The sequence below is a fragment of the Plantactinospora sp. WMMB782 genome (genome assembly GCF_049179135.1).
Taxonomy (GTDB): Bacteria; Actinomycetota; Actinomycetes; order Mycobacteriales; family Micromonosporaceae; genus Plantactinospora.
This window is the reverse complement of sequence record NZ_JBMHMC010000007.1, coordinates 6,819,048-6,842,065: the sequence shown is the minus strand read 5'-3', so window position 1 is coordinate 6,842,065 and position 23,018 is coordinate 6,819,048. Positions and strand designations below refer to the sequence as shown.

The following is a 23,018-nucleotide window of genomic DNA, read 5'->3' as shown; positions in this document are numbered from 1 at the left end:
CACACCTCAGCCGAACCGGTCGGCGAGCCGGCGGTAGGTGGCCGGCAGGGTGGCCCGGACCGCGATCGGCAGCACCGTCCAGCGGGGCAGGTAGACCTCGTGCCGGCCGGTGAGCATGCCGGTGAGCAGGGCGTCGGCGGCCCGTTCCGCCGGCACGGGCCGGGGTCGGCGGCGGGGGTACGGCCGGCCCCGCCGGTCGAAGAACGGGGTGTCCACCACGGCGGGGACGAGTTCGGTGACCACGATGCCCCGGCCGGTGGTCTCCTTGCGGAGGCTGTCGGCGAAGACGCCCAGCCCGGCCTTGGTGCCGGCGTAGACCGCCTCCTCGCGTACGCCGAGCCGGCCGGCGATGGAGCCGACGAAGCCGAGCCGGCCGTTGCCCCGGGCCAGCATTCCGGGCAGCACCGCCCGGGCGAGCAGCATCGGGGCGGTCAGGTTGGCCGCCACCAGCGCCTGGATCTGGGCGTCGGTCATCCCGGTCAGTGGCCCGGCGAAGCCCTGGCCGGCGTTGTTGACCAGGAGGTCCACCCGACCGGCGGTGTCCAGCACCCGGGCGGCGAGTTCGGCCGTCCGGTCCGGGTCGGTGAGATCGCACGGGATCGCCGTACCGCCGGAGTCGGCGGCGACCGCTGCCAGCCGGTCGGGATCGCGGCCGGTGAGGAAGATTCGGGCGCCGGCTCCGGCCAATCGGCGGACCGCGGCGGCGCCGATTCCGGAGGACGCGCCGGTGACCAGGGCGACGGCGCCGGCCAGGCGACGGGAAGTCATACCGGTAGTGTCACCCATCCGAGCCGCCCGAACCGGGTGCAGCGCTGAACCGGGTGCAGCGCCGGGCGCGGGTCAGGACGTGAGGTCGGCCAGGATGGCGCGGAGGAAGGCCGGGGTCTCGGTCGGCGGCACGGCCTCGACGCAGAGGCGTTCCATCGCCGCCGCGTAATAGTCGACGTCGTCGCGCTTGTCCAGGTAGAGCGCGCTGGTGAGCTGTTCCATGTAGACGACGTCGGGGAGTTCCTGGTCGGGGAAGCGGAGCAGGCTGAACGCGCCACCGGCGGCGGCGTGTCCGCCGGCCCGGAACGGAATCACCTGGACGGTGACGTTCGGCAGCTTGCCGGCCTCGATCAGATGCTCGATCTGGCCGCGCATCACCTCGGGCCCACCGATCGGCCGGCGCAGCGCCGCCTCGTCCACCACGGCCCAGAGCTGGGGCGCGCCAGGTCGGGTCAGCACCTTCTGCCGGTCCATCCGCAGCTCGACCCGGCGGTCGATCTCGTCCGGCGGCGCTCCGTCGTGGGCGAGCAGCACGACCGCCCGGGCGTAGTCCCGGGTCTGCAACAACCCGGGGATGTACTGCACCTCGTACGCCCGGATCAGCGCCGCCGCGGCCTCCAGCCCCAGATAGGACTGGAACCAGTTGGGCAGCACGTCACCGTACCGGTGCCACCAGCCGGGGTTGTTGGCCTGGCGAGCCAGCGAGAGCAGGGCGTTCCGCTCCGTCTCGTCGGTCACCTGGTAGAGGGTCAGCAGATCGGCGACGTCGCGTTCCTTGAATCCCACCCGGCCCAGCTCCATCCGGCTGATCTTGGACCCGGACGACCTGATCTCCCAGCCCGCGTCCTCGCGGCTGACGCCCCTGGCCTCCCGCAGCTTGCGCAGCTGGCTGCCGAGCAGGATCCGCAGCACTGTGGGGCCGCCCGACATCCCGGGGTCGGCGGCTCCGCCCGCGAAGACCGGCCCACCGTCGACGAGCGGTTCGCCGTCGGCGACCTCGCCGTCCGGGACCGATCCCTGGCCGGATGGAGCCATCGTCACGTGTCGCCTCCACACATGCTCGACGCAGCCCACCGAAGGCTGGGCCAAATCCGTCGGTAAGCATGCCATGGCTGGACGGTGAGGAGGGTAGACCCAACGCGCTATTTTTCTCGACCCTTGTCCAGTCGGGATCATGGGAGCGTGTCGGAGCGGTGGCGAACGGTGGTGGTGGGGTGCCGGACGCCGGTGGCGGGGTACCGGACGTCCTAGGTACCGCCGGTTCAGCGGATGAGGTTGTCGAAATCGCCGTCCCGGGCACCGAGGATGAACGCGGTGATCTCGTCGGTGGTGTAGATCAGTGCCGGCCCGTCGGGGTCCCGGGAGTTGCGGACGGCGAAACCGGCGCCGCCGGGCAACTCGGCAACCTCGACGCAGTTCCCGCTGGGGTTGCTGCGGCGGCTCTTCTGCCAGGCGAGGGCGGGCAGTTGGCCGGTGGGCATGCCGTTGTACGTCTGAAACATCGCCAGTCTTTCTGGAGTTCCCGTAAGGGCTGGAGGCGGTGGGCGTCGCGTAGGCCCGCTACGTACTGATTTCCTCCCCGTGGACGCGTCCTCAGCCGTGCGGTGCGGAGCACCGCGTCCGGTCATCTCTGCATGACCATCTGCACGTGCATTCGCTCTTGCGTCTGCACCTGACAGCGAGCATGATAGCGCGGTAAGGGTGTGTCCGTTTGTTCACTTTTCGTGATGGAGGCGGAGGGCCGTTGCCAGCGCAACCGAAGCGTCGGGGACCAGGCAAGATCGCTGGCGTGCCCGCCTGCCTGGGCGAATGCGCGCCAACGCATCGCAACGGCTCGGTTCCGGCCCGTGCTGGCGTACGCGAAGATGGATCACGGACCGTCACCGTCTACTCCCCGCCACCGCCCTTCGGACAGGGATACGGTCCGGCCCACGACCCGTTCCCGAGCCGGGTCTCCTGAAGGGACACGGCACAGTGGATCCCTTCACCCTCGCGGCCGGGGCCGCCGCGGTCGCGGGACTCGGTGCGGCCTGGCAGATGCGTGGCCGGGTCCGGACCGTCCAGGCGGAGGTGGACCGGCTTCGCGAGGAGTTGCAGGCGGAACGGCACGCCGCCACCCACGACCCGCTGACCGGCCTGCTCAACCGGCGGGCCTTCTTCCAGATCGGCGCCGCGCTGGTCGCCGACCCCGGCCGGCCGCCGCTGGTCGCGGTGGTGCTGGACCTCGACGACTTCAAGCAGGTGAACGACCGGTTCGGCCACGCCGTCGGCGACCAGGTACTCGTCGCGGTCGCCTGGCGGTTCGCCGCGTACGCCGGCAACAACCTGGTGGCCCGGCTCGGCGGCGACGAGTTCGCCGGCCTGCTCGCCGGCACCCGCTCCGACGGACGCTGGCTGCACCAGTCCGCGCGACGGCTGGCGGAGTTGCTCGCGGCGCCGATCCAGGTCGCCGAGCGGGACCTGCGGGTCACCGCGTCGATCGGACTCGCCCCCGTGCACGGCTGTGTGCAACTGGCCGAGGTACTCGACCACGCCGACGCAGCGATGTACCGGGTGAAGACCAGACGGGCCCGGCTCGCCCCGGCCGACGTGGATCTCGCCGGTTGCACCAACCCGATCACGGGGTACGTGCAGAACCAGGCACACCTCGGCCTGCCGAGCGGTACGCCCGGCGAGACCACCGGCACACCCCGTGTGCCGCGCGAACTGATCGAGACGACGACACCCGGTGCCGAGTCAGGAGGGCAGTGACGACATGCCAGTACCCAACGTGGATCCGCACCGACGCGACCCGGCGGAGATCGACCCCACCGCCAGCTACCGGCCGACCGACCCGGTCTGGGTCTACCGGTCCGGCACCTGGCGGGCGGGAGTGGTCGAGGCCGCCTCGGCGCTGGCCGCCACGGTCACGTACCGGCCGAACAGCGCCCGGGGCACCGGGGTCGACACCCTGACCGCGCAGTACATGATCCGGCGGCAGGAGCCGGACCCGCTGCTCGACGGCGAACCCGTCGGGCTGCGTTGACGATGCCGGACCCTGCTGCTCGACGGCGAACCGGTCGGGCCGCGTCGACGATGCCTGCCGGTTCCGGCCGCACCGACCGGTCAGGCCCGGCGGTGCGGTGCGCTCAGCGGGAGCCCGACCGCCGGCCCGCGTAGGCGCCGAGCGCCGCGACCAGGCCGGCGCCGAGGGCCGAGCCGAGCGCCACCAGCACCGCACCGACCACCCAGAGCCCGTCGGCGTCCGGATCGGTGGCGGCGTCGACCGAGAAGGCCACGGTGAGCACCGCCGGCACGACGACACCGGCCAGCCACGGCCGGCCCCGGCGCCCCGTCTCGAAGACCAGCAGGGCCAGGACCAGCCCGAGGCCGACCACCTGCCACGCCGAGTACGGCCCGGTCTGCGCCCCGGTGACCGGGTCGGTCTCCTTCTGCTGGTCCCAGCCGAGGAACGCAAACCAGGCGAGCGCGGTGAGGGCGGCGAGCCCGACGATCCACAGCGGGGTCTGCCGGGTGTTCCCCGGCTGCCGTTCGGTCATACCGAGACTCTCCACCACCGGCCGGGCCGGGGCCCGAGTACCCCTACTCAGTCTCGCCGGGCAGGCTCAGCCCTTCAGACCGGAGGTGGCCATGCCCTGCACCAGGAACCGCTGGAAGAACAGGAAGAAGAGGATGACCGGCACCAGGGCCAGCATGGACATCGCCATCAGTGCGCCGTAGTCGGAGACGGTGGTCTGGTCGATGTAGAGCTGCAGGGCCAGCGGCAGCGGGTACTTCTCCGGCGTGCTCAGATAGATCAGTGGGCCGAAGAAGTCGTTCCAGGTCCAGATGAACGTGAAGATCGCCGTGCTGACCAGCGCCGGCCGGGACAGCGGCAGCACGATGTGCCAGAACGTGGCCCAGTGCCCGGCACCGTCGAGCCGGGCCGACTCGTCCAGCTCGGCCGGGATGGTCCGCATGAACTGGACCATCAGGAAGACGAAGAACGCCTCACCGGCGAGGAACTTGCCGACCAGCAGCGGCAGGTAGGTGTCGACCAGGCCGAGCCGCTGGAAGACCGCGTACTGCGGGATGATCAGGACGTGGAACGGTAGCAGCAGGGTCGAGATCATCAGCACGAACATCGTCGTCCGGCCCCGGAAGCGCAGCCGGGCGAAGGCGTAACCGGCGAGCGCCGACGAGGCCACCGTGCCGGCCACCGAGAGTACGGCGAGCAGCGCCGAGTTCGCGAAGAACCGGAGTACGCCGATCCCGGCCAGCCCTTCGCCGGCCCGCCGGTAGTTCGCCACGGTCGGCTCGGTCGGCAGCAGTTGCAGGCCGGCCAGGACGGACTGGGACGGCTTGAACGAGGCGGCCACCAGCCAGGCGACCGGATAGAGGAGTACGGCCAGGATGGCCAGCGCCCCGAGGTGCCAGAGCAGGCTGCCCCACCGGCGACGGGTCCCGCCCCGCCCGCCGGCCGGTGCCCTGCCAGGTCCGGCCGGTGCCGCGCCGGGTCCGGCCGGTGTGCTGTCGGTCGGGTCGGTCCGGGGTGTGTCGGTGCTGGTCATCGCTGGTCTCCGGCGTAGTGCACCCAGCCGCGGGTGGTCCGGAACAGGAACGCGGTCACCAGGCCGACACCGAGCAGCAGCATCCAGGCCAGCGCCGAGGCGTACCCCATCTGGAAGTCGGCGAAGCCGCGGTCGTAGAGGTGGACGGTGTAGAAGAGGGTGGAGCCGGCCGGGCTGCCGTTCCGGCCACCTATGACGTACGCCGAGGTGAAGATCTGGAACGAGTTGATGGTCTCCAGCAGCAGGTTGAAGAAGACCACCGGCGAGATCATCGGCAGCGTGACGGACCGGAACCGCCGCCAGGGGCCGGCCCCGTCGACCTGGGCGGCCTCGTAGAGTTCGGCCGGCACCTGCTTCAGCCCGGCCAGGAAGATCACCATCGGCGCGCCGAACTGCCAGACGGCCAGCAGCACCAGCATCGGCAGCGAGAGGTCGGGATTGCCGACCCAGCCGCCGATGTCGATCCCGACGGTCCGGAGCAGCCGGTCCACCACCGCGTCGTCGTTGAACAGCGCGCGCCAGACGATCGCCACACTGACGCTCGCCCCGATCAGCGACGGCCCGTAGAAGGCCGCCCGGTAGAAACCCTCGCCCCGGCGCCGCCGTCGGAGCAGCAGCGCCACCGCGAGCGCGGCGGCCAGCTTGACCGGTACGGCGATCAGCACGTACCAGCCGGTGACCCGGACCGACTGGAGCCAGCGTGAGTCGTCGAACATCCGCCGGTAGTTCTCCAGCCCGATCCAGCGCGGGGCGGTGAAGAGGTTGTAGTCGGTGAACGACAGGTAGAGCGAGGCGGCCATCGGCCCGACGGTGAGCAGCAGCATGCCGAGGATCCACGGCGACAGGAACAGGTAGCCCGCCGGCCCGTCGCCCGGTCGCCGCGACCGCCGGCCCGGTCCGACGCCGGTCCGGCGCTCATCTGGCGTCGACCCGGCCGGCTCGTCCCGACGTACGGCTGTCCGGCTGGTCGTCATCTCCGGCCGCTGCTCCTTCGCTGCGTGCCCCCGCCCGGCCTGGCCGGTGGTCATCGGGCTCGGTCCGACGCCGGCTCAGGAAGCGAGCTTCTGTTCCGCCTCGGCGAAGAACTCGTCCACCGCCTTCGCGACCGGGATCCGGCCGTAGCCGAGTTCCTCGCTGATCCGGACGAAGGTCGCCTCCACGCTGCCGGCGCCCTTCGGCGGTGCCGGGGGAGCCTTGGTCAACTGGTCGGCGATGCTCTTCTCGTAGGCGGCGACCTCGGCCAGCGGACCCTGGAGCTGGGCGGCGGCGCGCTGGGCGTTCGTGGCGGGCAGGCCGCGGTTGCCGCCGAAGATCCGGCCGACCTCCGGGTCGTTGACCAGGAACGAGATCAGCTTGGCCGCCGCGTCCGGGTGTTCGGTCCGGCTGGAGGCGCTGAGCAGCATGGCCGGCTTCAGGTACTGGCCGAGCTGCCCCGGGTTGTCGGTCGGTACCGGAGCCAGTTTCAGCGGGGTCTTCACCTCGGCCGCGTACCGGACCAGGAAGTTGTCCCAGCCGAGTTCCGAGGCGATCAGGTCGTCGACGAAACCGGAGCGGGGCTTGATCTGTAGTGCCTTCTCGACCGGCAGCACCACCCCGGCTCTGATCAGCTCCTGTCCCTCGGTCCAGAAGGCGGCGAGCTGCTCCCGGCTGAAGCCGAGCTTGCCGTCCGCGGTGAAGAGCTGCCCGCCCTGCTGGCGCAGCCGCACCTCGAGGTTGTAGATGATGCCGGTGTAGTTGCCGCCGCCGTAGCTGTCGGTCGCCTCGGTGATCCTCGCCAGGCTGGTCCGGTAGTCCTGCCAGGTCCAGCCCGCGGCCGGCTCCGGCGCGCCGGCCCTGGCGAAGAGGGCGGGGTTGTAGTACATGCTCCAGGTGTTGCCGCCGACCGGCACGCCGTACAGGGCGCCGTCGACCTCGCCCGCGCCCCGGAAGCCGGGGAGCAGGTCGTCGAGGACCAGGTTTCCGCCGGTCTGCTTCTTCAGGTCGTAGAGCACGCCCCGGTCGGCGTACTCGCGCAGGTAGGAGAAGTCCATCTGGAGTACGTCCGGGGCGTTGCCGCCGGCCGTCTCGGTGGCCATCTTCTGCCAGTACGCCTCGTACTCCTGGAAGCTCGGCGTGATCCTGATGTTCGGGTTCCTGGACTCGAAGAGCGCGATCGCCTGTTTCATCAGGTCGGCCCGTTCGGCATTGCCCCACCAGGAGTACCGGAGCGTGGTGGGGCCGGACTCGGAGTCACCGCTGCCGCAGCCGGTGAGCAGGGCACCGAGGCAGGCCAGCGCCGCGCTTCCGGCGACGAGCATGCTGAAACGTTTCATCACGAGTCGCGAAACCTCCCGGACCGGCACGCCGATGCGGCGTCGAACGAAGGGCAAGGAGTGGGTCGGCGAAACAGGAGCGGCGCTGCGAAAACCTGCCAGGTACGTTAGGAGATCGATCTACCTTCGTCAATGGTGCCGACGCTGGCGTCGACGGTCCGGGAATGGGACGTTCCAAGGAAAGCCCGGCTCGATGCCTGCCGCTCCGACCCGCCTGGAGCGCAGCTCCGTATCCCTGCGGGGGAGCAACCGCAGTATGCGGATTTTTCGGGTTTACCGGGTGTTACGGTCAGAACCGGCAGCGTTTTTCGGGGTCACACCGAAGCCCGGGAGAGAGCGCGACAACCTGCCGCGGTTCCGTTACCGGCGCCCGGACTTCCTTACCGCACTGGGAGGTTGACTGCCATGTCCGGCATCGTCCTGCTCCTCGGTTCCGGCGCCGATCGCCGCACCTTCCACCGGATGATGGCGGAACTCACCCCGCGCGGCGACCTCGCCGAGACCCGGCTCGGTCCCGACCTGCTGGCCGGCGTGCAGCGGCTGCGGATCGTCGACCGGGAACGGGCGGCCCAGCCCTGGTGCTCCGCCGACGGCCGGTGGCTGCTCTGCTACAACGGCGAGGTCTACAACCATCGGGAACTCGCCGCCGACCTGGCCAGGCTCGGCCGGCCGCCGCGCACCGACAGCGACACCGAGGTGGTGCTGGAGGCGTTCCTGGCCTGGGGGCCGGAGGCGGTCACCCGGCTGCGCGGCGAGTTCGCCCTTGCCATCGCGGACACCGTCACCGGACGGCTCTACCTGGCCCGCGACCCGCTCGGCGTGCGGCCGCTCTACTGGTCCCGGCACCTGCGCCGGCTGCACGTCGCCTCGGAGGTCAAGGCGCTGGCACCGGTCGGCGCACCGATCTCCGAGCTGCCGCCCGGCCAGCACGGCTGGGCCGACGCGACCGGCGGACCCGACCTGGTGCCCTATCTGGACCTGGCCCGGCTCGGCACCGGGCAACCGCCGCTGCGGGACGTCGAGGAGGCGGCGGAACTGCTCCGCACGGCCGTCCGGGACAGCGTCCGGGCCCGCGTCGACACCGACCTCACCGTCGGGGTACTCCTCTCCGGCGGCCTGGCCAGCACCCTCGCCCTGCTGCACGTCCAGCAACTGCACCACGACTGCGTGGCGTTCACCGTCGGCGCCGCGGACAGTCCGGACGTGCGGTACGCCCGCCGGCTCGCCGCCGAACTCGGCGTGCACCACGAGGTGATCGAGGTGCGGCCCCGGGACATCCAGCTCGACGACGTCCGGGCGGCCATCCGGCTCTCCGAGCTGACCGAGTACGCCGACCTGATCGACGCGGTCGTCTCGGTGCCACTGTTCCGGCGGGTCCGGGACCTCGGCGTCCGGGTGGTGCTCACCGGCGACGGTGCCGACCACCTCTTCGGTGGACATCCGGGCTCGGACCGGGTCGGCCCGGAAGCCGCCGGCCGGCTCTTCCGACACCGCATCCGCAACCTCTGCCGTACCGGGTTGCAGCGGGTGGACCGGACCGGGTTCGGGCACGGGGTGGAGGCCCGGCTGCCCTTCCTCGACCTGTCGCTCGTCGAGTTGGCGATGCGGCTGCCCGCCGGGCTGGAACAGCGGGACGGGCGGCGGAGCTGGATCCTCCGGCACGCGTTCGCCGACCTGCTGCCGGAGTACGTCCGGGACCGGCCGGCGGAGCAGCTGGCGTACGCCTCGGGGTTGTACGAGGGAGTGCGGCCGTACCGGGCGATCTTCGCCCGCCAGTACCGGGCGTTCGGCTACGAGCTGCTGGAACCGGTACGCCGGGACTTCGACACCGTACTGCGGCGCTGCGGCCACGACGTCGACCGCGCGGTGGCCACCGGCACGACCCGGCCGGACGTGCTCGACCACGCCCGTGACCTGGCCGGGATGGCGAGGTGGAAGGTCGGCCCGGCCTGGCGTCGGCTGACCGGCTCCGCCCGACACGGCTGAACCGCCGCCGAGTCGACGCCCCGGCGCATCGGGATGTCCCCCGGACGTCACCGGCGTCCTGGATCGGCGTCGCGCCGCTCGACTCGGCGCGACCGGACCGCCGCCAGCCGGGCGGGGCGGCACCTCGACGCTCAGCTCGGCAACGGCGTCGACCGGGCCGGGAACCCGGCGGCCCGGTACGCTCCGGCCAGCCGGCGTACCGCCTCGGCCAACGTCTCCGGGTCACACATCGAGTAGGACAGTCGCAGGTGACGGTGTCCGGTGTCGGCCACGAAGAACTTCCGACCGGGCACGTAGCCGACCCCGGCGGCCTGCGCGTACGGCAGCAGCGCGGTACCGGCGTGCGGATGCGGCAGCCGCAGCCAGAGGAACCAGCCGCCGCCGGGTAGCCCGAACTCGGCCTGCGGCAGCTCCTCGCGTACGGCGGCCACCAGCGCGTCACGCTGCCGGCGGTACCGGACCCGGATCGCCGCCACGTGCCGCCGGTACGCGCCGCCGGCCGCGAACTCGGCCATGGTCAGCGCGCTGGCGTGGTTGACCCCGCCGCCACTGTCCACGTACCCGCGCTCGGTCACCGCCCCGACCGTCGACCGGGCCCCGGTCAGCCAGCCGAGCCGCAGTCCCGGCGCGACGCTCTTGGCGAACGACCCGATCCGGACGACCGTCCCCGGCTCGGCGGCGCTGAACAGCGAGGGCGGCGCCGGCGCCGGGTAGGCGAGTTCCCGGTAGGTGTCGTCCTCCACCACCGTCACCCCGGTGCTCGCGGCCATCGCCAGCAGGGCGGCCCGGCGCTCCGCCGGCAGCGACCGCCCGGTCGGGTTGTTGAAGGTCGGCACCAGGTAGAGCATCGCGACCCGCCGACCCTGCCGGGTGATCGCCCGGATCAGGTCGCCGGTGGCGGCCGGGTCGATCCCGTCCTCGTCGGCGGGGGCGGGCACCGTGTCGACCCGGTGGTCGGCGATGACCCGCAGCGCCAGGTGGTAGGTGGGCGAGTCGACCAGGACGACGTCGCCGGGGCGGCAGAGCACGGCGGCGACGAGGTCGAGCGCGTGCGACGCACCCGCGCTGACGAAGACCTGGCCGGGCTCGGGCGGTACGGCGTCCACCTCGCCCAGGCGTTCGCAGAGCCACTCGATCAGTGGCCCCGGCCCGGCCGCGTGGCCGTAGGTGAGCGCGGCGGCACCGTGGCGGCGCAGTGCGGACCGGGTCGCCTCGGCCCAGGCGTCCACCGGCAGCGCGGCCGGGTGCGGGTGCCCCCAGCCGAGGTCGATGCTCCCGGCCCGGCTCCGGAACTGCACGACGGGCAGTACGGGTGGGCGGGGGGCCGTCATCCGCTCACCATAGTCAGCGCCACCGGCCCGGCACGACGCTCTGCGGCGCCGGATCCGGCGACCGAACGCTCGGGCGGGACGAAGCCGTGGGTGAACGGGTACCTCCGAACGTGTAACGGGTACCTCCGATCGTGTCGTAGGCCGACCCGGAGTACCGGGTGCGCCATGATAGACACTGCGTTACGCTACCGTTCCTGTCCGCCGAATCGAGGAGTGCCTTCGCGACATGGCCGTGGTCTCAGCAGTCCGGCACGTGCCGGGTCCGGGCCGACCGGACCCGGGGCGGCGAGCCGTCCGACTGCTGACCAGAATCGCCCTGCTCAGCGGCGGTGCGCTGGCCGGCTACGTCCTGCTGGCCACGCTGGACGGGCCGGCATTCGCCGGGGAAGGTGCCGCCTCGGCATCCCGGCCGCAGCCGCTCGGCACGATCGTCGAGTCGGTCGCGCCGGGGCTGCCCGCCCTCGTCGACGGTCACGTTCAGTTGACTCCAAAAGCGACACCTGAGACCGATCGCCACGCATCGCGCCCGGGGCGCGCCGCTCGGGAGCATGCCCGTCCGGAGCGTGCCCGTCCGGAGCGCGTCCGTCCGGAGCGTGCCCGTCCGGAGCGCGTCCGTCCGGAGCGTGCCCGTCCGGAGCGCGTCCGTCCGGAGCGTGCCCGTCCGGAGCGCGTCCGTCCGGAGCGCGCCGGTGCTGAGGTCGGCGGTCCGGGGCGGATCCGTCCGGAGGGGATCCGTCAAGAGCGGGTCGAGGTTGCCCGGCCCGGCCCGGAAGGCGTGCGCGCGGCGTCCCGGTCGGAGGGTCGGAGCGTCCCGCTCCGCCCCGGTCGGGTTCCGGTCGACGCGACCGGCCCGGCCGCCACTCCGGATGTGCCCGCGCCCGACCCTGTGCCCGCGCCAACCTCCCGGTCCCAATCCCGGTCCGCGCCTCTCGGCGCCGTGTCCGGCGTACTGACCGAACAGTCTCCGACGGCGGTCACGTCCACGCTCGGCACCGTTGACGTCGTGCCGGACGTGCCTGCGGTCGTGCCGGCAGCGGTCGGCGACCTGCCCGAGGTGGTCGGGGTCGTGCCGGCGGCCGTCCGTGGCGTGCCCGAACTGGCCAGGGTTCCATCGCAGGTCGTCGGCGGTGTGCCGAAGCTGCTCGGGGGTACTGTGTGGACCCTCGGCAGCCTGCCCGAGCCGGTCGGATCCGTGCCCGAAGTGGTTGGCGCCGTGCCGGGGATGGTGGCCGAGGTGCCGGGGATGGTCGCCGAGGTGCCGCACCGTGGCTTCCGGGGGACACCCGCACCCAGGGTCGTGACGAACCAGCCCGGCGGATGGGCTCCCCGTCCCGGCCCGGCACCGCTGCCGTTGCCGCTGCCGGTGCCGGCCCAGCAGCCCACGTCGGTCCCGGTCGCCGCCCAGCCGCCCTGGACGCCCTCGCCGCTGTGGCAGTCGTTCCATCCGGACAGCGAGGCCATGGCGGATCCGAACCGTCCGTCGGTCCGGCGTGCCGTGCTCCGGACCGCCGCCCCCGGCCTGCCGACCACTCCCGACTCGCCCGTCGAGACCGGCGCCCTCGGTCAGCAGGCCGGGTCGGCGCAGTCCGGTGGGGGACAGTCCGTCGCGCTGCCGGCCACGGTCGGCTGGCAGCCGCCGGCCAGATCTCTGTCGACTCTTCCGCACGCGGACGCCGGTCCCACCGGCCGGTCGCCGGGCGTACCGGCGTTGCCTGGCTGACCCGCTCCGGCGGCCGTACTCCGGTCGCTCTTCCTTCCCGCCGTGGCCGCCCCTGACCTGTGGGCCCGGTGGAATCCCCGTCGGTGCAGTGGGCACCGCCGTACCCGTCCAACCGGCGGGCCCGGCCGACGGTGCCGTACTCGATCGTGCTCTTGATCGACGCCGGGTCGGGTGGTGACCCGCCTGGGCGTCGCGTTCTCGCTCAGTCTGTGTACGAGATCGGAGTGACCTCGTGATCCGCATTGTGATCGTGGAGGAGATGGGTTTGTTACGGGGGGCGTTGCGCGCGGTGTTGTCGAGTGAGGAGGACCTGGACGTGGTGGCGGACCTCCACGAGCCGGGTGAACTGGTCACCATCGCCCGCCGGAGGAGGCCGGACGTCGTGGTGGTCGACATGGAACTGCCGGGTGCCGACATGCTGGAGGTGGTGGCGCGGCTCGGAACGGAGGCGCCGGGCAGCGGGGTGCTGGCGTTGAGCACCCAGCTGACGCCGGAGGCGCTGCAACAGGCGATCCGGGCCGGCGCCCGGGGCTTCGTCGACAAGAACCTGCCGCCGGCGGAACTCGCCCGGCTGGTCCGGGCGGTCGCGTTCGGTGAGCGGGTCTTCGATCCCGTCGCCGCCGTCGCCGCGCTGAACCCGCCGGAGAGCCCGCTGACCAAGCGGGAGCTGGAGGTGCTGCGGGCGGCGGCCGAAGGTCTGCCGTTGAAGGAGATCGCCGGTCGGCTCTTCCTGGCCCACGGGACGGTGCGCAACCACCTGTCGGCGATCCTGCGCAAGACCGGTGCGCGTAACCGGCTGGAAGCGGTCCGGCAGGCGCAGCGTGCGGGCTGGATCTGACCATGACGGGCCGGCCGCTCCAACGGGCGCGGTCGGCCAGCTCGTGTTTGAATGTTCACGCGGGGTGATCTAGCGATGACAAGTAGCAGGGGGGAACGTGATCCGAACGCTGCTCGCGCTGAACGGCGCTCTCGTCCGTGGCGCCCTGGCCTTCGTACTGACCACTCAGGACGACATCGAGGTGGTGGCGGAGGTCGATCGAGCCGAGGACATCGGCGTGGCGCTGCGGATGCAGCGCCCCGACGTGGCCGTCGCGGACCTGAAACTCTTCGGAGCGGGGATACTCTCCGGTGCGGTCGCGCCGTCCGAACCGCCTCCGGTGCTGGTCCTGGTGGACCCGCGCCGGCCGCGAGTGCTGGGCAACGCCTTGCGGGCCACCTGCCAGCGACTCGGGTTCCTGGGCAGCGACGTCGCCCCGGAACGGGTGATCGAGGCGGTCCGCCGGCTCGCCTGTGGGGGGTCCGTGGTGGACTCGGACCTGGTGGTCGCGGCGCTCAACCGCGACAACCCGCTCACCGAACGGGAGGTGGAGGTGCTGGAGATCGCTGCCGAAGGATGGCCGGTGGTGGAGATCGCCAGCAAGCTGTCCCTGTCCGCCGGTACCGTGCGTAACCATCTGTCCCGGATCGCCGGCAAGACGGGAGCGCGTACCCGGATCGAGGCGATCCGGATCGCCCGGGAGAAAGGCTGGATCTGACCCGAGGCCGGGCCGCCGGCTGCACCGCCGCCCCAGCTGGCTGCCATAGCTGACCGGTGGGTTGTGGACCGGTGGCGTCGTGGACCGGCGGCGATGCTGATCGGTGGCGGGTGGGACGTGCGCGTCCCACCCGCCACGAATCAGCTTTGCCGGTTCAGGATTGCCGGGGTGACCGGGCCGGGGCGAACGCCTGCTGGTTCCAGTTCGGATAGGCCGGTGGCAGGCTGCTCACCTCGTCGAGTTCGGCGAGGTCCCGGGCGTCCAGGGCCAGCTCGGTGGCGGCGATGTTGTCCGCCAGCTGGTCGACCCGGCGGTACGCTCACAGCACCGGTACCCCGGTCCGGGCGCTGAACCGCCGGGCGTCCGACACGTCGTTGACCAGCGGTTCACCCTTCAGGTTCAGGCTCGTGTTGAGCAGGATCGGGCAGCCGGTTCGCCGCTCGTACTCGCCGAGCAGGTCGTAGAGACCGGGGTGCTGGGCCCGGGTCACGGTCTGCACCCGGGACGTCCCGTCCACGTGCACGATGCCGGGAAAGGCCCGTGGATCCCGGCACCGGGCGGTGAACTGCATGTACGGCGACGCCTCGACCGGCATGTCGAAGTACCGTCCGGCCAGTTCCTGCCGGACCACCGGGGCGAACGGGCGGAACGGCTCCCGCCCCTTCACCTGGTTCACCCGGTCCCGGCTGTCGGCGGCACGCGGATCGGCCAGCAGCGAGCGGTTGCCCAGCGCCCGGGGACCGAACTCGGCACGACCGCGCGCCACCCCGACCACCGCCCCGGCGGCCAGCGTCTCGGCCAGGGCGGCGACCGGATAGGCACCGCCGATCAGGGTGCCCAGGTACGGCCCGGCCCAGTTGAGCTGCTGCCGCAGGACCGCCGCCGCCGCGCCGAGGCTCGACCCGGCGTCCCCGGGGTTCGGCAGCAGGGTGACCCGGTCGAAGCCGCTGTGCCGGGCGAGCAGCTCGTTGGCGACGCAGTTGAGACCCAGTCCGCCCATCACGGTCAGCGTCCCGGCATCGACCCGGGTACGTAGCCAGCGCGCCGCCGTGAGCAGGACCTCCTCGGTCAACACCTGGATGCTCGCGGCCAGGTCAGCCGGATCGGCCCGGGGCTGCCAGTCGCCGATTCCCCGGTGCACGTTGCGGCGGAGCCGGAAGGTGGGCGGGGTCAGTTCGATCAGATCCTCCTTGAGCTGCCTGACGTGCCGGGGCCGGCCGAGCGCGGCCAGCCCCATCACGATGAACTCCTCCTCGTTCGGGGTGAACCCGCAGCGCCGGGTGAAGGCGCTGTAGAGCAATCCGAGGCTGTGCGGATAGCGGCAACGGGCGAAGACCCGGTAGACGCCGTCCCGGAACTCGCCCAGGGTCAGCGTCTCGAACTCGCCTATCGCGTCGGCGGTGAGCACCGCCGTGTGCCGCTCGCCGCTGGTGAAGTACCCGGCGGCGGCGTGCGAGTGGTGGTGCCCGACGTACCGGACCGGGACGCCGCGCAGCTCCGGCAGGCCGAGCCGGGTCAGGTGTCGGCGGGGCAGGTCGTCGACGGCGACGGCGTGCCGGAACTGCCCGGCGCGTACGTGCCGGAGCTTCTTGCGCAGCGGGCGCTCGTACCAGGCGACCAGGTCGGGGCGACCCCAGGAGAGCGCCTCGGCCAGCAGGCCGGGGGCGAGCTCCGGGTCGTTCTTCCGGCGCGAGTACCGCTCGGCGTGCCCGGCGAAGAGGATCTCGTCGCCCCGGACCACACACGCCGACGCGTCGTGCGACAGCGCGCTGAGACCGAGTACGTGGGTAGCTCCCATCGAGGTAACTCTATATAACGGGTGCCGTTCTATGTAGCGGTTGCCTCGGCGGAAACCGGCCGGCCCTGCCAGTGCCCGACCAGCTCCCGGTAGGTCGCCGAGCGGGTCAGCAGCTCGTCGTGCCGGCCGTGCAACGGGACACCGCCGTCGAGGATCAGCACGTGCCGGGCGCGCAGCGCGGAGCTGATCCGGTGGGCGACCACCACCAGCGCACCCGGTCGGCTGCCGAACGCCTCCTCGACCGTCGCCTCGGCCACCGGGTCCAGGTGGCAGGTCGCCTCGTCCAGAACCGCCAGCGGTGCGGGGGAGAGGTAGGCGCGAGCCGCCGCGACGAGCTGCCGTTCACCGGCGGAGAGCGTGCCGGGATCCAGCGTCGCGGATAGCCCGCCGAGGCGGCGTACCAGCGGCAGCAGGCCGAGCCGGTGCACCGCCGCGTCGACCCGCTCGTCCGGCGCCTCGGGATGGAGGTACCGCAGGTTCTCCAGCAGGGTGCCGGTGAAGACGTACGCCTCCTGCGGGATGAGCACCCGGTGCCGGGCCAGGGTCGCCGGGTCGGCGGCACCGACGGGTGTCCCGCCGAGCAGCACCGTACCGGCCTGCGGATGGAGCAGCCCGGCCAGCAGCCCGGCCAGGGTGGACTTGCCGGCGCCGCTCGGCCCGACCACCGCGAGGTGCGCCCCGTCGGCGAGGGTGAGGTCGAAGCCGTCGAGGACCGGGCGGGCGCGTGGACCGTACCGGAAGGTCACCGCGCGAAGTTCGGCCCGGACCGGCCTAGGACCCCGAGGAGTGTCGGGCCGGGCCGTGCCGGCGGGTCCGGTCCGGAGTGTGCCGCCGGGTGCGGTCGGTGGCGCGGTGCCCGGGTACCGCGGGGGTGTGCCGGCCGATCCGGTCGGTGGCCCGGTGCCGGGGGACCGCGGGGGTGTGCTGCCGGGTGCCGTCGGAGGTGCGGTGGCGGCGAGGATCCGGTGCAGGGTCACCGCGAACCGGAGACCGCCGCCGGCAACACCCTGCACCAGGGCGTGCAGGGCGGGCTGGAGGCCGGTGGCGACGTACACCAGGGCGCCGAGCACCGCACCGGCGGTGAGGCCGCGCCGGACCAGCCAGGGTGCGGCCAGCAGCAGTACCGCCAGCGGCAGCCAGCCGCCCACCGCCAGGCTGAGGCTGCGCAGCGCGGCCATCCGGGCCAGCGCGTGCTCGGCACCGGCCTGCCGGTCCACCTGCCGGCCCACCCGCTCGGCGACGGACCGCTGCGCGCCGCAGGCCACCACGTCCCGGTGTCCGGCGAAGGCCGCCCCGGCCGCCTCGCCGAGTTGCTCGTCGGCGTGCACGTAGTCACGCTGCCGCGACACCATCGCCGGCAGGGCCGCGGCGAAGAGTGCCAGGCCGGCGACCAGCGGCACCGCCACCACCGCCGCGACCAGTGGGTCCAGCGAGTTCAGGCCGATCAGGGCCGCTCCGGCGCTGAACAGGAACCCCCGGACCACCATCACCAGTCCGGCGAAGGTGTCCCGGACGATCTCCACCTGATGGGTCAGCCGGGCCACCGCCGCGGTCTCCGGCCGGGCCCCGCTGGAGGTCGACCGCTGCAGCGCTCCGGCGACCACCCGCTGCGCCAACTCGTCCCGGAACGGCTCGACCACGTCGCCGAGCCGGGCGTACGCCCGGTTGGTGCCGACCGCGCCGACCAGCACCGCGACGGCCAGTACGCCGAGCCAGGCCAGCCCGGTGCCCGGCCGGCCGGCCAGGAACCCGTCGTCCACGGCCCGGGCGGTCAGGTGACCGGCGAGCAGGACCGGCAACGCCTCGGCGACCGACCAACCGGCGAGCCGGCCGAGCGGACCCGCCCGGCGACGCAGCGCGGCGGCGGTGAACCGGACCACCCTCTTCATCGGACCACCCCGTTCACCGCACCGCCCTGATCGTGACTGCCGGCTCCGCCGTGGGCGTCGGCTCTGCCGGGTCTGTCTCGGGTGTCGGCTCTGCCGGGTCTGCTCTGCTCGCCGGCTCTGCCGGGGCCGTCGCGGGCGGTGCCGGGGCCGCGAAGACCGCCCGGTAGTCCGCGTCCCGCCACAGCTCCCGATGCGGGCCGAGGTCACGCAACCGGCCGCCGTCGAGCCAGGCGACCAGGTCGGCGGCGGCGGCGGTGGTCACCCGGTGGGTCACGACCAGTCGGGTACGTCGATCCGGGTGCGCGGCGACCGCCGCCGCGATCCGGTGCTCGGTCGCGGTGTCCAGGCTGGACGTCGCGTCGTCGAGGATCAGCAGCCGATCGGCGTGCAGCGCCCTGGCCAGGCCGAGGCGTTGCGCCTCACCCCCGGACATCGGCGTCGCGTCCAGACGACTCTGGTAGCCGTCCGGCAACCGCTGCACGAACTCCTCGATCGCGGCGGCCCGGACGACTCCGGCGACCTGCCCGGTCCCCGCCTGCCCGGTCCCCGGCTGCCGGGCCCCCGGCTGCCCGGTCTCGGCGGGCCCGAGGTCCGGCCGTCCCAACGTGACCGCCTCCGCGATCGTGTCGCCGATCAGCACCGGCCGCTCGAAGCCGTACCCGACCGCGTGGTGCAGGGCGGAGCGGCTCAGCCGGCGCAGTGGTGTCCCGTCCAGCAGCACCTCGCCGGTGTCCGGGTCCCGGAGCCGGCCGGCGAGCGCGGCGAGAGTCGACTTGCCGGCCCCGGACGGGCCGACCACGGCAACCGTGGCGCCGGGTGGTATCCGCAGGTCGATCCCGTCCAGCACCGGCCGGCCGTCGTCGGCGTAGACGCTCACCCCGGCCAGGACCAGCCGACCGGTGCCCGGAGGCAGCGACGCCGTCCCGTACGACCGGGGCGGTTCGGCCAGTACGGCGGCGACCCGGCGCGCCCCGGCCCGGGTCCGGACCAGCCGGTTGAGAGTGGCGACGATGCTGCCGAGGCCGGCGCCGAGCGCGGCGTACTGCATCGCGGCGAAGAGTTGGCCCGGGGTGAGCCGGCCGTCGGCCACCGACCAGCCGCCGACGGCGACGATCGCCAGTTGCAGCAGCGGGGCCACCGCGGCCGTCCGACCCGACGCCCGGGCCAGCGCGGCCCAGGTGCCGGTACCGTGTGCGCGCAGCAGCGGCAGCGGTGCCAGCACCCGGTCGATCTCGGCCCGGACGGTCCCGGCGGCGGCGATCGTACGGGCACCGTGCAGCGCCTCGGCGAGTCGCCCGGCGATCCGGCCCTGCACCCCGAGGTAGCCGACGGCGGCCGTCGAGGCGTCGGTGACGAAGGCGCGCAGGCCGACGGCCAGCAGCAGCAGCCCGGCGCCGAAGGTGACGGCGAGGCGCCAGTCGAGCAGCAGCAGCGCGACGACGCTGCCCAGCGGGGGAAGAGCGGCGGTCACTCCGGTCACGACCGTGGCACCGGCCTGCCCGGTGTCGGCGGCCTGTCCGGCCAGCCGGCCGACCAGGTCGCCCACGGGATAGCGGGCCGCGCGGCGCGGGTCGAGCGCGAGCACGTGCCCCAGCAGCCGGTGCCGCAGCCGCGCGGTGGTCCGGGCGGTACCGGCGCCGCCGGCCAGGTTGCCCAGCGTGTCGGTGGCGACGATCAGCACGACCAGGCCGCAGGCGGCGAGCGGCCACCACCCGTCCGCCTCGCCGAGCGCGGCGTCGACGGCCAACCCGAGGGCGGCCGGTAACAGCAGTTCGGCCGCCGCGCCGAGCAGCGCGGCGGCAGCGAGGGTGACGGTCCAACCGCCGCCGTACGCGACGGCCTGCCGGAACAGTCGGTTCCCGTCCGCTCCGGGCAGTCGGTTCCCGTCCGCTCCGGGCAGCCGGTTTCGGTCGGGGGCCACGCGTACCACCCTCCTTCGGACACGGGGTTGCCCTGGGTGGGGACGTCTGCCCACCCAGGGCCCCGATGCTGACCTGATCAGTCGCAGGTCGTCACGGACAGCGAGCTGTCGCCGCACAGCAGCAGGCTCGCGCGGCTACCGCCGCCACCGCCGCCACCACCGGTGCGGTCGGTCAGCTCCATCCCCTGAAGGTCCAGAAGCGCCATGGTTGTTCACCTCCTTCTAGATGTCGGTCCGAAGTGCCCCTCACCGCAGCGAAGGGTGTGCCCCTCGCGGCAGCGAAGGGAGTCTGGTCGCGCCGGTCAGCGGCGCGAGGAAGGGCAGTGTCACCGGCTCGTCGTGCCAGGCCGCCGCGGTGCCGAGCAGTACGCCCGCGCTTCCGGTGGCCAGGTCCATCGACAGCCGGAGCAGTTGCTCGCCGGGGAAGGCGAGGAAGCCGCGGTACGGCAGCGCGTGCCAGGCCAGTCGCCGCACCTGGCGGTCCAGCTCGGCCCGGTCCAGCTCGGCACCATCCAGCTCGGCACCATCCAGCTCGGCACCATCCAGCTCGGCACCATCCAGCTCGGCACGATCCGGCCGGCTCCGCCCGGCCGTCCGTGCGGCCAGGTAGGCGATGATGCCGGCCCGCCCGGCGAAGAGTCCGGACTGCGCGTAGAACGGGGCGCGGGCGGCCCGCCGGATGGCGGCGGCGGACTCGGCGAGTTCCGGGTCCGGCCGGTGCCGGAGATACTGGTCGAGTACGGCTCCGATGCCGACACTGCCGTGTGCCAGGTACGGCATCGTCCGCCAGCCCTCGTTGACCTCCAACGCCCCGTCCGGGCGCAGCACGCAGCGCCGCAGGTCGGCCCGGAGCGCGTCCCCGGCCCGGTCCAGCAGCTCGGTGTCCCCGCCGCACTCGTAGAGCCGGAGGAACATCAGGGCCGGGCCGCTGCGTCCGCGGGTCAGTCCCGCGTACGGGTGCTGGCCGCCGCTGACCTGCGGCACTCCGGCGCCGGTGCTGCCGGCGGTGTCGCCTCCGGCCGGCGCACCGGCGCCGTCGGCCGACCGGTCGGCGACCAGTTCGGCGGCGCGCCAGGCAGCCTGCCGTAACGTCGGTTCGCCGGTCCGGCCGGCCATCTCGGCGAGGTTGAGCGCTATGCCGGAGAGCCCGCTTACCAGGTCCTCGCCGAGTTCTTCCCAGGGCTCTCCGAGGCAGATGTCGAGTACGTCGAGCGCGTCCTGCCGCCGGCCGAGGTGCTCCAGGGCGTACGCCACCCCGTGCAGGCCGTCGTAGAAGCCGCAGCGGGTGCCGGAGGTCGGGTGCAGGGCCCGCCGCACCAGCCAGTCCTCGTGTTCCGGGTGCCGGCCGGCGCCGCTGGCGTGCAGGGCGTACAGCACTCCGGCCGCGCCGTAGCCGAGGTTCAGGCCGTCGGTGCGGAACTGCTCGATGTCGCCGGGGAAGAGCCGGTCGTCGCGCTCCGGTGTCGCGCTGGCCAGGATCGCGCCGGCAAGCCGGTCCCGCAGCCCCGGCCAGGCCGAACGGCCGGTGGCGAAGTCGTCGGCCCCGGGCACCGGGCGGTTCGTAGCTGCCTGCATCGGCTGCTCCGGTCGGGCTGCTGCCTTCGCGTCGGCGCGCTGGGCCGGTCGGTCGCCGGGACGGGCGGTACTGCCGGTGATCTCGGCGACCGCCGCGTCCAGGAAGTCGCGCGGCACCGGGAAGTGCGCGGCGACGACGTCGGCGAGGTGCCCGGCCTTCGCCGGAGCCAGCCGGACCATCTGGGTCAGCGGCAGGAACAGGGCGAGTCGGAGGCAGGCCAGGGCGTACCGGTCGACGGCGAGCCCGGTCCGGTCGCGCGGGGCGGCGAACGCCTGGTTGCGCAGGGCGGGTCGACCGGCCTCGCCGACCGGGGCGGCGACCTCGAAGTCGACAAGGGTGACCTCGTCGTCCGGCCCGACCATGATGTTGAACAGGTGCAGGTCGCCGTAGACGATGCCGTGTGCGGCGATCGCCCGCACGGTCCGCTCCACCTGGGCGTGGATCCGCAGCGCCCACTCCGTGTACTCGGCCAGCTCGGTCGGGGTGGCGTCGGCGTCGACGAGCGGGTACCGCTCGACGATCAGCTTGTTCAGCGCCCGTCCCTCGACGAACTCCAGGGCGAGGAAGTGGTGCTCGCCGAGGACGAACTCGTCGTGCACCCGGGCGATGCCCGGCACGTCGGCGAGCCGGCGCAGCATCTCCGCCTCGCGGTGCAGTCGGGTCATCGCGTCGGTGCCGTTGGCGTCCAGCCCGGCGTGCGGGCGGGCCTCCTTGAGCACCACCTGGGTGTCGGTGCGGGTGTCCCGGCCGACGTACAGGCCCCCGCCGTTGGAGAAGTGGATCACCCGTTCGATGCGGTACGGCAGGTCGCTCGTGGTGGTCGCGTTCCGGGCGGCGAGGTGCGGGCCGAGGAACTCCGGCAGGCTCACCCAGTCCGGTACGTGGAAGACCGGGTCGCGCCGGTCCGGTACCAGGGTGCCGGTGCCGTCCTCGACGGCGGGCACCACCTGGCCGTCGGCGCTGACGCAGTACCGGGCGGCGAATCCGCCGTACCGGACGTAGAGTGGGCCGGTGCCGTAGCGCAGGTCGCTGAGGATGTACGGGCCGGACTCGCCGTCGAGTCGCTCGGCGAGTTCCTTGCAGGCCAGTTCGAGTTCCGCCTCGTCCTGCGGATAGATGGTGACGAACTTGCCGCTGGAGCCGCGCCGGGCGTACTTCGAGTTGCGCATCAGCAGCATTCGCGGGCCACGGAGAAACTTGAACGAGATTCCCCGGGGTACGCAGTAGTCGAAGACGTTGTCCAGGATCCGGTCGGCGTTGTCCAGGCAGGCCGAGATGTGAATTTTCCAGCCCTGCTGGGGCAGCTTGCCGTCGACCGGACCGTAGACCAGCCAGTCGTCCTTGGGCTCGCGCTGCCAACCGACCGGCACGGGTCGGCCGGCAGCCGCGAACCCGCCGGAGGCGGTGGCGGAGGTCGTGCTGAGGGAGTCGTAGAACAGCGGATCGACCGCGCAGTACGCGTCGTACCTCTCGTCCATTGCGACTCCCTCGGATGGTCTCTGGTCGACCGGTGCTTCATCGACACATTCGAGTCTCCCGGTCGCATCCGAGGTGTTACTAGTGTGTTAAGTCATCCCTCGCGGTGCGTCGTGCACGGGTACTCATGACAAATGTCAGTGCCCATGAGGGGAT

19 protein-coding genes and 1 pseudogene are annotated in these 23,018 nt (G+C 72.9%); 6 read left to right on the top strand and 14 right to left on the bottom strand.

Going from position 1 to position 23,018, the window contains the following annotated elements:
- Positions 1-6: 6 nt before the first annotated feature.
- From ACN28A_RS32650 to ACN28A_RS32640, 3 genes are all read right to left on the bottom strand, one after another.
- Entirely contained in the window at positions 7-768 is a 762-nt protein-coding gene (locus ACN28A_RS32650) for an SDR family NAD(P)-dependent oxidoreductase (protein WP_421401954.1), read from the bottom strand.
- Between the two features lie 72 nt (positions 769-840).
- The gene (locus tag ACN28A_RS32645; protein ID WP_421404763.1) at positions 841-1,698 is read right to left on the bottom strand and encodes a helix-turn-helix domain-containing protein; all 858 of its coding nucleotides are present in this window, start codon (positions 1,696-1,698) and stop codon (positions 841-843) included.
- 332 nt (positions 1,699-2,030) lie between these two features.
- Positions 2,031-2,270 (bottom strand): DUF397 domain-containing protein, encoded by a 240-nt coding sequence (locus ACN28A_RS32640; protein ID WP_278061968.1) that lies wholly within the window; start codon positions 2,268-2,270, stop codon positions 2,031-2,033.
- 472 nt (positions 2,271-2,742) lie between these two features.
- Here ACN28A_RS32640 and ACN28A_RS32635 point away from each other — a divergent pair.
- A pseudogene (locus ACN28A_RS32635) lies at positions 2,743-3,330 on the top strand (GGDEF domain-containing protein); the annotation flags it as partial.
- Between the two features lie 193 nt (positions 3,331-3,523).
- Complete coding sequence (locus ACN28A_RS32630) at positions 3,524-3,793, top strand: hypothetical protein (RefSeq protein ID WP_421401952.1); 270 nt, start codon at positions 3,524-3,526, stop codon at positions 3,791-3,793.
- Positions 3,794-3,896: 103 nt separating this feature from the next.
- Here ACN28A_RS32630 and ACN28A_RS32625 read toward each other — a convergent pair whose 3' ends face one another.
- From ACN28A_RS32625 to ACN28A_RS32610, 4 genes are all read right to left on the bottom strand, one after another.
- Positions 3,897-4,307: a hypothetical protein gene (locus tag ACN28A_RS32625; protein WP_421401951.1), complete on the bottom strand. Its 411-nt coding sequence runs from the start codon at positions 4,305-4,307 to the stop codon at positions 3,897-3,899.
- 66 nt (positions 4,308-4,373) lie between these two features.
- Positions 4,374-5,318, bottom strand: coding sequence for a carbohydrate ABC transporter permease (locus ACN28A_RS32620; protein WP_421401949.1), 945 nt, complete (start codon positions 5,316-5,318; stop codon positions 4,374-4,376).
- Positions 5,315-6,346 (bottom strand): carbohydrate ABC transporter permease, encoded by a 1,032-nt coding sequence (locus ACN28A_RS32615; RefSeq protein ID WP_421401946.1) that lies wholly within the window; start codon positions 6,344-6,346, stop codon positions 5,315-5,317. Before ACN28A_RS32615 ends, ACN28A_RS32620 begins: the two co-directional genes overlap by 4 nt.
- Positions 6,347-6,367: 21 nt before the next feature.
- On the bottom strand, positions 6,368-7,630 hold the full coding sequence (locus ACN28A_RS32610; protein WP_421401944.1) for an ABC transporter substrate-binding protein: 1,263 nt from the start codon (positions 7,628-7,630) through the stop codon (positions 6,368-6,370).
- A 405-nt stretch (positions 7,631-8,035) separates the two neighbouring features.
- Here ACN28A_RS32610 and ACN28A_RS32605 point away from each other — a divergent pair, with 405 nt between their 5' ends.
- Positions 8,036-9,616, top strand: a complete 1,581-nt coding sequence (locus ACN28A_RS32605) for an asparagine synthetase B family protein (RefSeq protein ID WP_421401941.1) — start codon at positions 8,036-8,038, stop codon at positions 9,614-9,616.
- Positions 9,617-9,747: 131 nt separating this feature from the next.
- Here the strand turns inward: ACN28A_RS32605 and ACN28A_RS32600 are convergent, their stop codons facing one another.
- The gene (locus tag ACN28A_RS32600; protein ID WP_421401938.1) at positions 9,748-10,947 is read right to left on the bottom strand and encodes a PLP-dependent aminotransferase family protein; all 1,200 of its coding nucleotides are present in this window, start codon (positions 10,945-10,947) and stop codon (positions 9,748-9,750) included.
- Between the two features lie 238 nt (positions 10,948-11,185).
- Positions 11,186-11,422, bottom strand: coding sequence for a hypothetical protein (locus ACN28A_RS32595; RefSeq protein WP_421401936.1), 237 nt, complete (start codon positions 11,420-11,422; stop codon positions 11,186-11,188).
- 528 nt (positions 11,423-11,950) lie between these two features.
- On the opposite strand from ACN28A_RS32595, the gene ACN28A_RS32590 reads away from it, so the two are divergent.
- The 3 genes from ACN28A_RS32590 to ACN28A_RS32580 all read left to right on the top strand — a co-directional run bounded on the left by ACN28A_RS32590 (position 11,951) and on the right by ACN28A_RS32580 (position 14,202).
- The gene (locus ACN28A_RS32590) at positions 11,951-12,667 is read left to right on the top strand and encodes a hypothetical protein (protein WP_421401933.1); all 717 of its coding nucleotides are present in this window, start codon (positions 11,951-11,953) and stop codon (positions 12,665-12,667) included.
- Positions 12,668-12,899: 232 nt separating this feature from the next.
- On the top strand, positions 12,900-13,505 hold the full coding sequence (locus ACN28A_RS32585; protein WP_421401931.1) for a response regulator: 606 nt from the start codon (positions 12,900-12,902) through the stop codon (positions 13,503-13,505).
- A 97-nt stretch (positions 13,506-13,602) separates the two neighbouring features.
- Positions 13,603-14,202: a response regulator transcription factor gene (locus ACN28A_RS32580; protein WP_421401929.1), complete on the top strand. Its 600-nt coding sequence runs from the start codon at positions 13,603-13,605 to the stop codon at positions 14,200-14,202.
- Positions 14,203-14,521: 319 nt separating this feature from the next.
- Here ACN28A_RS32580 and ACN28A_RS32575 read toward each other — a convergent pair whose 3' ends face one another.
- From ACN28A_RS32575 to lanKC, 5 genes are all read right to left on the bottom strand, one after another.
- The gene (locus tag ACN28A_RS32575) at positions 14,522-16,000 is read right to left on the bottom strand and encodes a carbamoyltransferase C-terminal domain-containing protein (protein WP_421401926.1); all 1,479 of its coding nucleotides are present in this window, start codon (positions 15,998-16,000) and stop codon (positions 14,522-14,524) included.
- Between the two features lie 29 nt (positions 16,001-16,029).
- The gene (locus ACN28A_RS32570; protein WP_421401924.1) at positions 16,030-17,889 is read right to left on the bottom strand and encodes an ATP-binding cassette domain-containing protein; all 1,860 of its coding nucleotides are present in this window, start codon (positions 17,887-17,889) and stop codon (positions 16,030-16,032) included.
- 13 nt (positions 17,890-17,902) lie between these two features.
- Positions 17,903-19,810 (bottom strand): ABC transporter ATP-binding protein, encoded by a 1,908-nt coding sequence (locus tag ACN28A_RS32565; protein ID WP_421401921.1) that lies wholly within the window; start codon positions 19,808-19,810, stop codon positions 17,903-17,905.
- Positions 19,811-19,887: 77 nt separating this feature from the next.
- Positions 19,888-20,016, bottom strand: a complete 129-nt coding sequence (locus ACN28A_RS32560) for a SapB/AmfS family lanthipeptide (protein WP_278061952.1) — start codon at positions 20,014-20,016, stop codon at positions 19,888-19,890.
- A gap of 40 nt (positions 20,017-20,056) precedes the next feature.
- Complete coding sequence (gene lanKC, locus ACN28A_RS32555) at positions 20,057-22,864, bottom strand: class III lanthionine synthetase LanKC (RefSeq protein ID WP_421401919.1); 2,808 nt, start codon at positions 22,862-22,864, stop codon at positions 20,057-20,059.
- Positions 22,865-23,018 lie beyond the last annotated feature (154 nt).

What these genes read in the sequence shown, in the direction of transcription:
- ACN28A_RS32575 (WP_421401926.1), bottom strand. Translation starts at nt 16,000, where the DNA reads ATGGGAGCTACCCACGTACTCGGTCTCAGCGCGCTGTCGCACGACGCG.
- ACN28A_RS32605 (WP_421401941.1), top strand. Translation starts at nt 8,036, where the DNA reads ATGTCCGGCATCGTCCTGCTCCTCGGTTCCGGCGCCGATCGCCGCACC.
- ACN28A_RS32620 (WP_421401949.1), bottom strand. Translation starts at nt 5,318, where the DNA reads ATGACCAGCACCGACACACCCCGGACCGACCCGACCGACAGCACACCG.
- ACN28A_RS32640 (WP_278061968.1), bottom strand. Translation starts at nt 2,270, where the DNA reads ATGTTTCAGACGTACAACGGCATGCCCACCGGCCAACTGCCCGCCCTC.
- ACN28A_RS32630 (WP_421401952.1), top strand. Translation starts at nt 3,524, where the DNA reads ATGCCAGTACCCAACGTGGATCCGCACCGACGCGACCCGGCGGAGATC.
- ACN28A_RS32650 (WP_421401954.1), bottom strand. Translation starts at nt 768, where the DNA reads ATGACTTCCCGTCGCCTGGCCGGCGCCGTCGCCCTGGTCACCGGCGCG.
- ACN28A_RS32625 (WP_421401951.1), bottom strand. Translation starts at nt 4,307, where the DNA reads ATGACCGAACGGCAGCCGGGGAACACCCGGCAGACCCCGCTGTGGATC.
- ACN28A_RS32570 (WP_421401924.1), bottom strand. Translation starts at nt 17,889, where the DNA reads ATGAAGAGGGTGGTCCGGTTCACCGCCGCCGCGCTGCGTCGCCGGGCG.
- ACN28A_RS32600 (WP_421401938.1), bottom strand. Translation starts at nt 10,947, where the DNA reads ATGACGGCCCCCCGCCCACCCGTACTGCCCGTCGTGCAGTTCCGGAGC.
- ACN28A_RS32615 (WP_421401946.1), bottom strand. Translation starts at nt 6,346, where the DNA reads ATGACCACCGGCCAGGCCGGGCGGGGGCACGCAGCGAAGGAGCAGCGG.
- ACN28A_RS32560 (WP_278061952.1), bottom strand. Translation starts at nt 20,016, where the DNA reads ATGGCGCTTCTGGACCTTCAGGGGATGGAGCTGACCGACCGCACCGGT.
- ACN28A_RS32610 (WP_421401944.1), bottom strand. Translation starts at nt 7,630, where the DNA reads ATGAAACGTTTCAGCATGCTCGTCGCCGGAAGCGCGGCGCTGGCCTGC.
- lanKC (WP_421401919.1), bottom strand. Translation starts at nt 22,864, where the DNA reads ATGGACGAGAGGTACGACGCGTACTGCGCGGTCGATCCGCTGTTCTAC.
- ACN28A_RS32645 (WP_421404763.1), bottom strand. Translation starts at nt 1,698, where the DNA reads ATGTCGGGCGGCCCCACAGTGCTGCGGATCCTGCTCGGCAGCCAGCTG.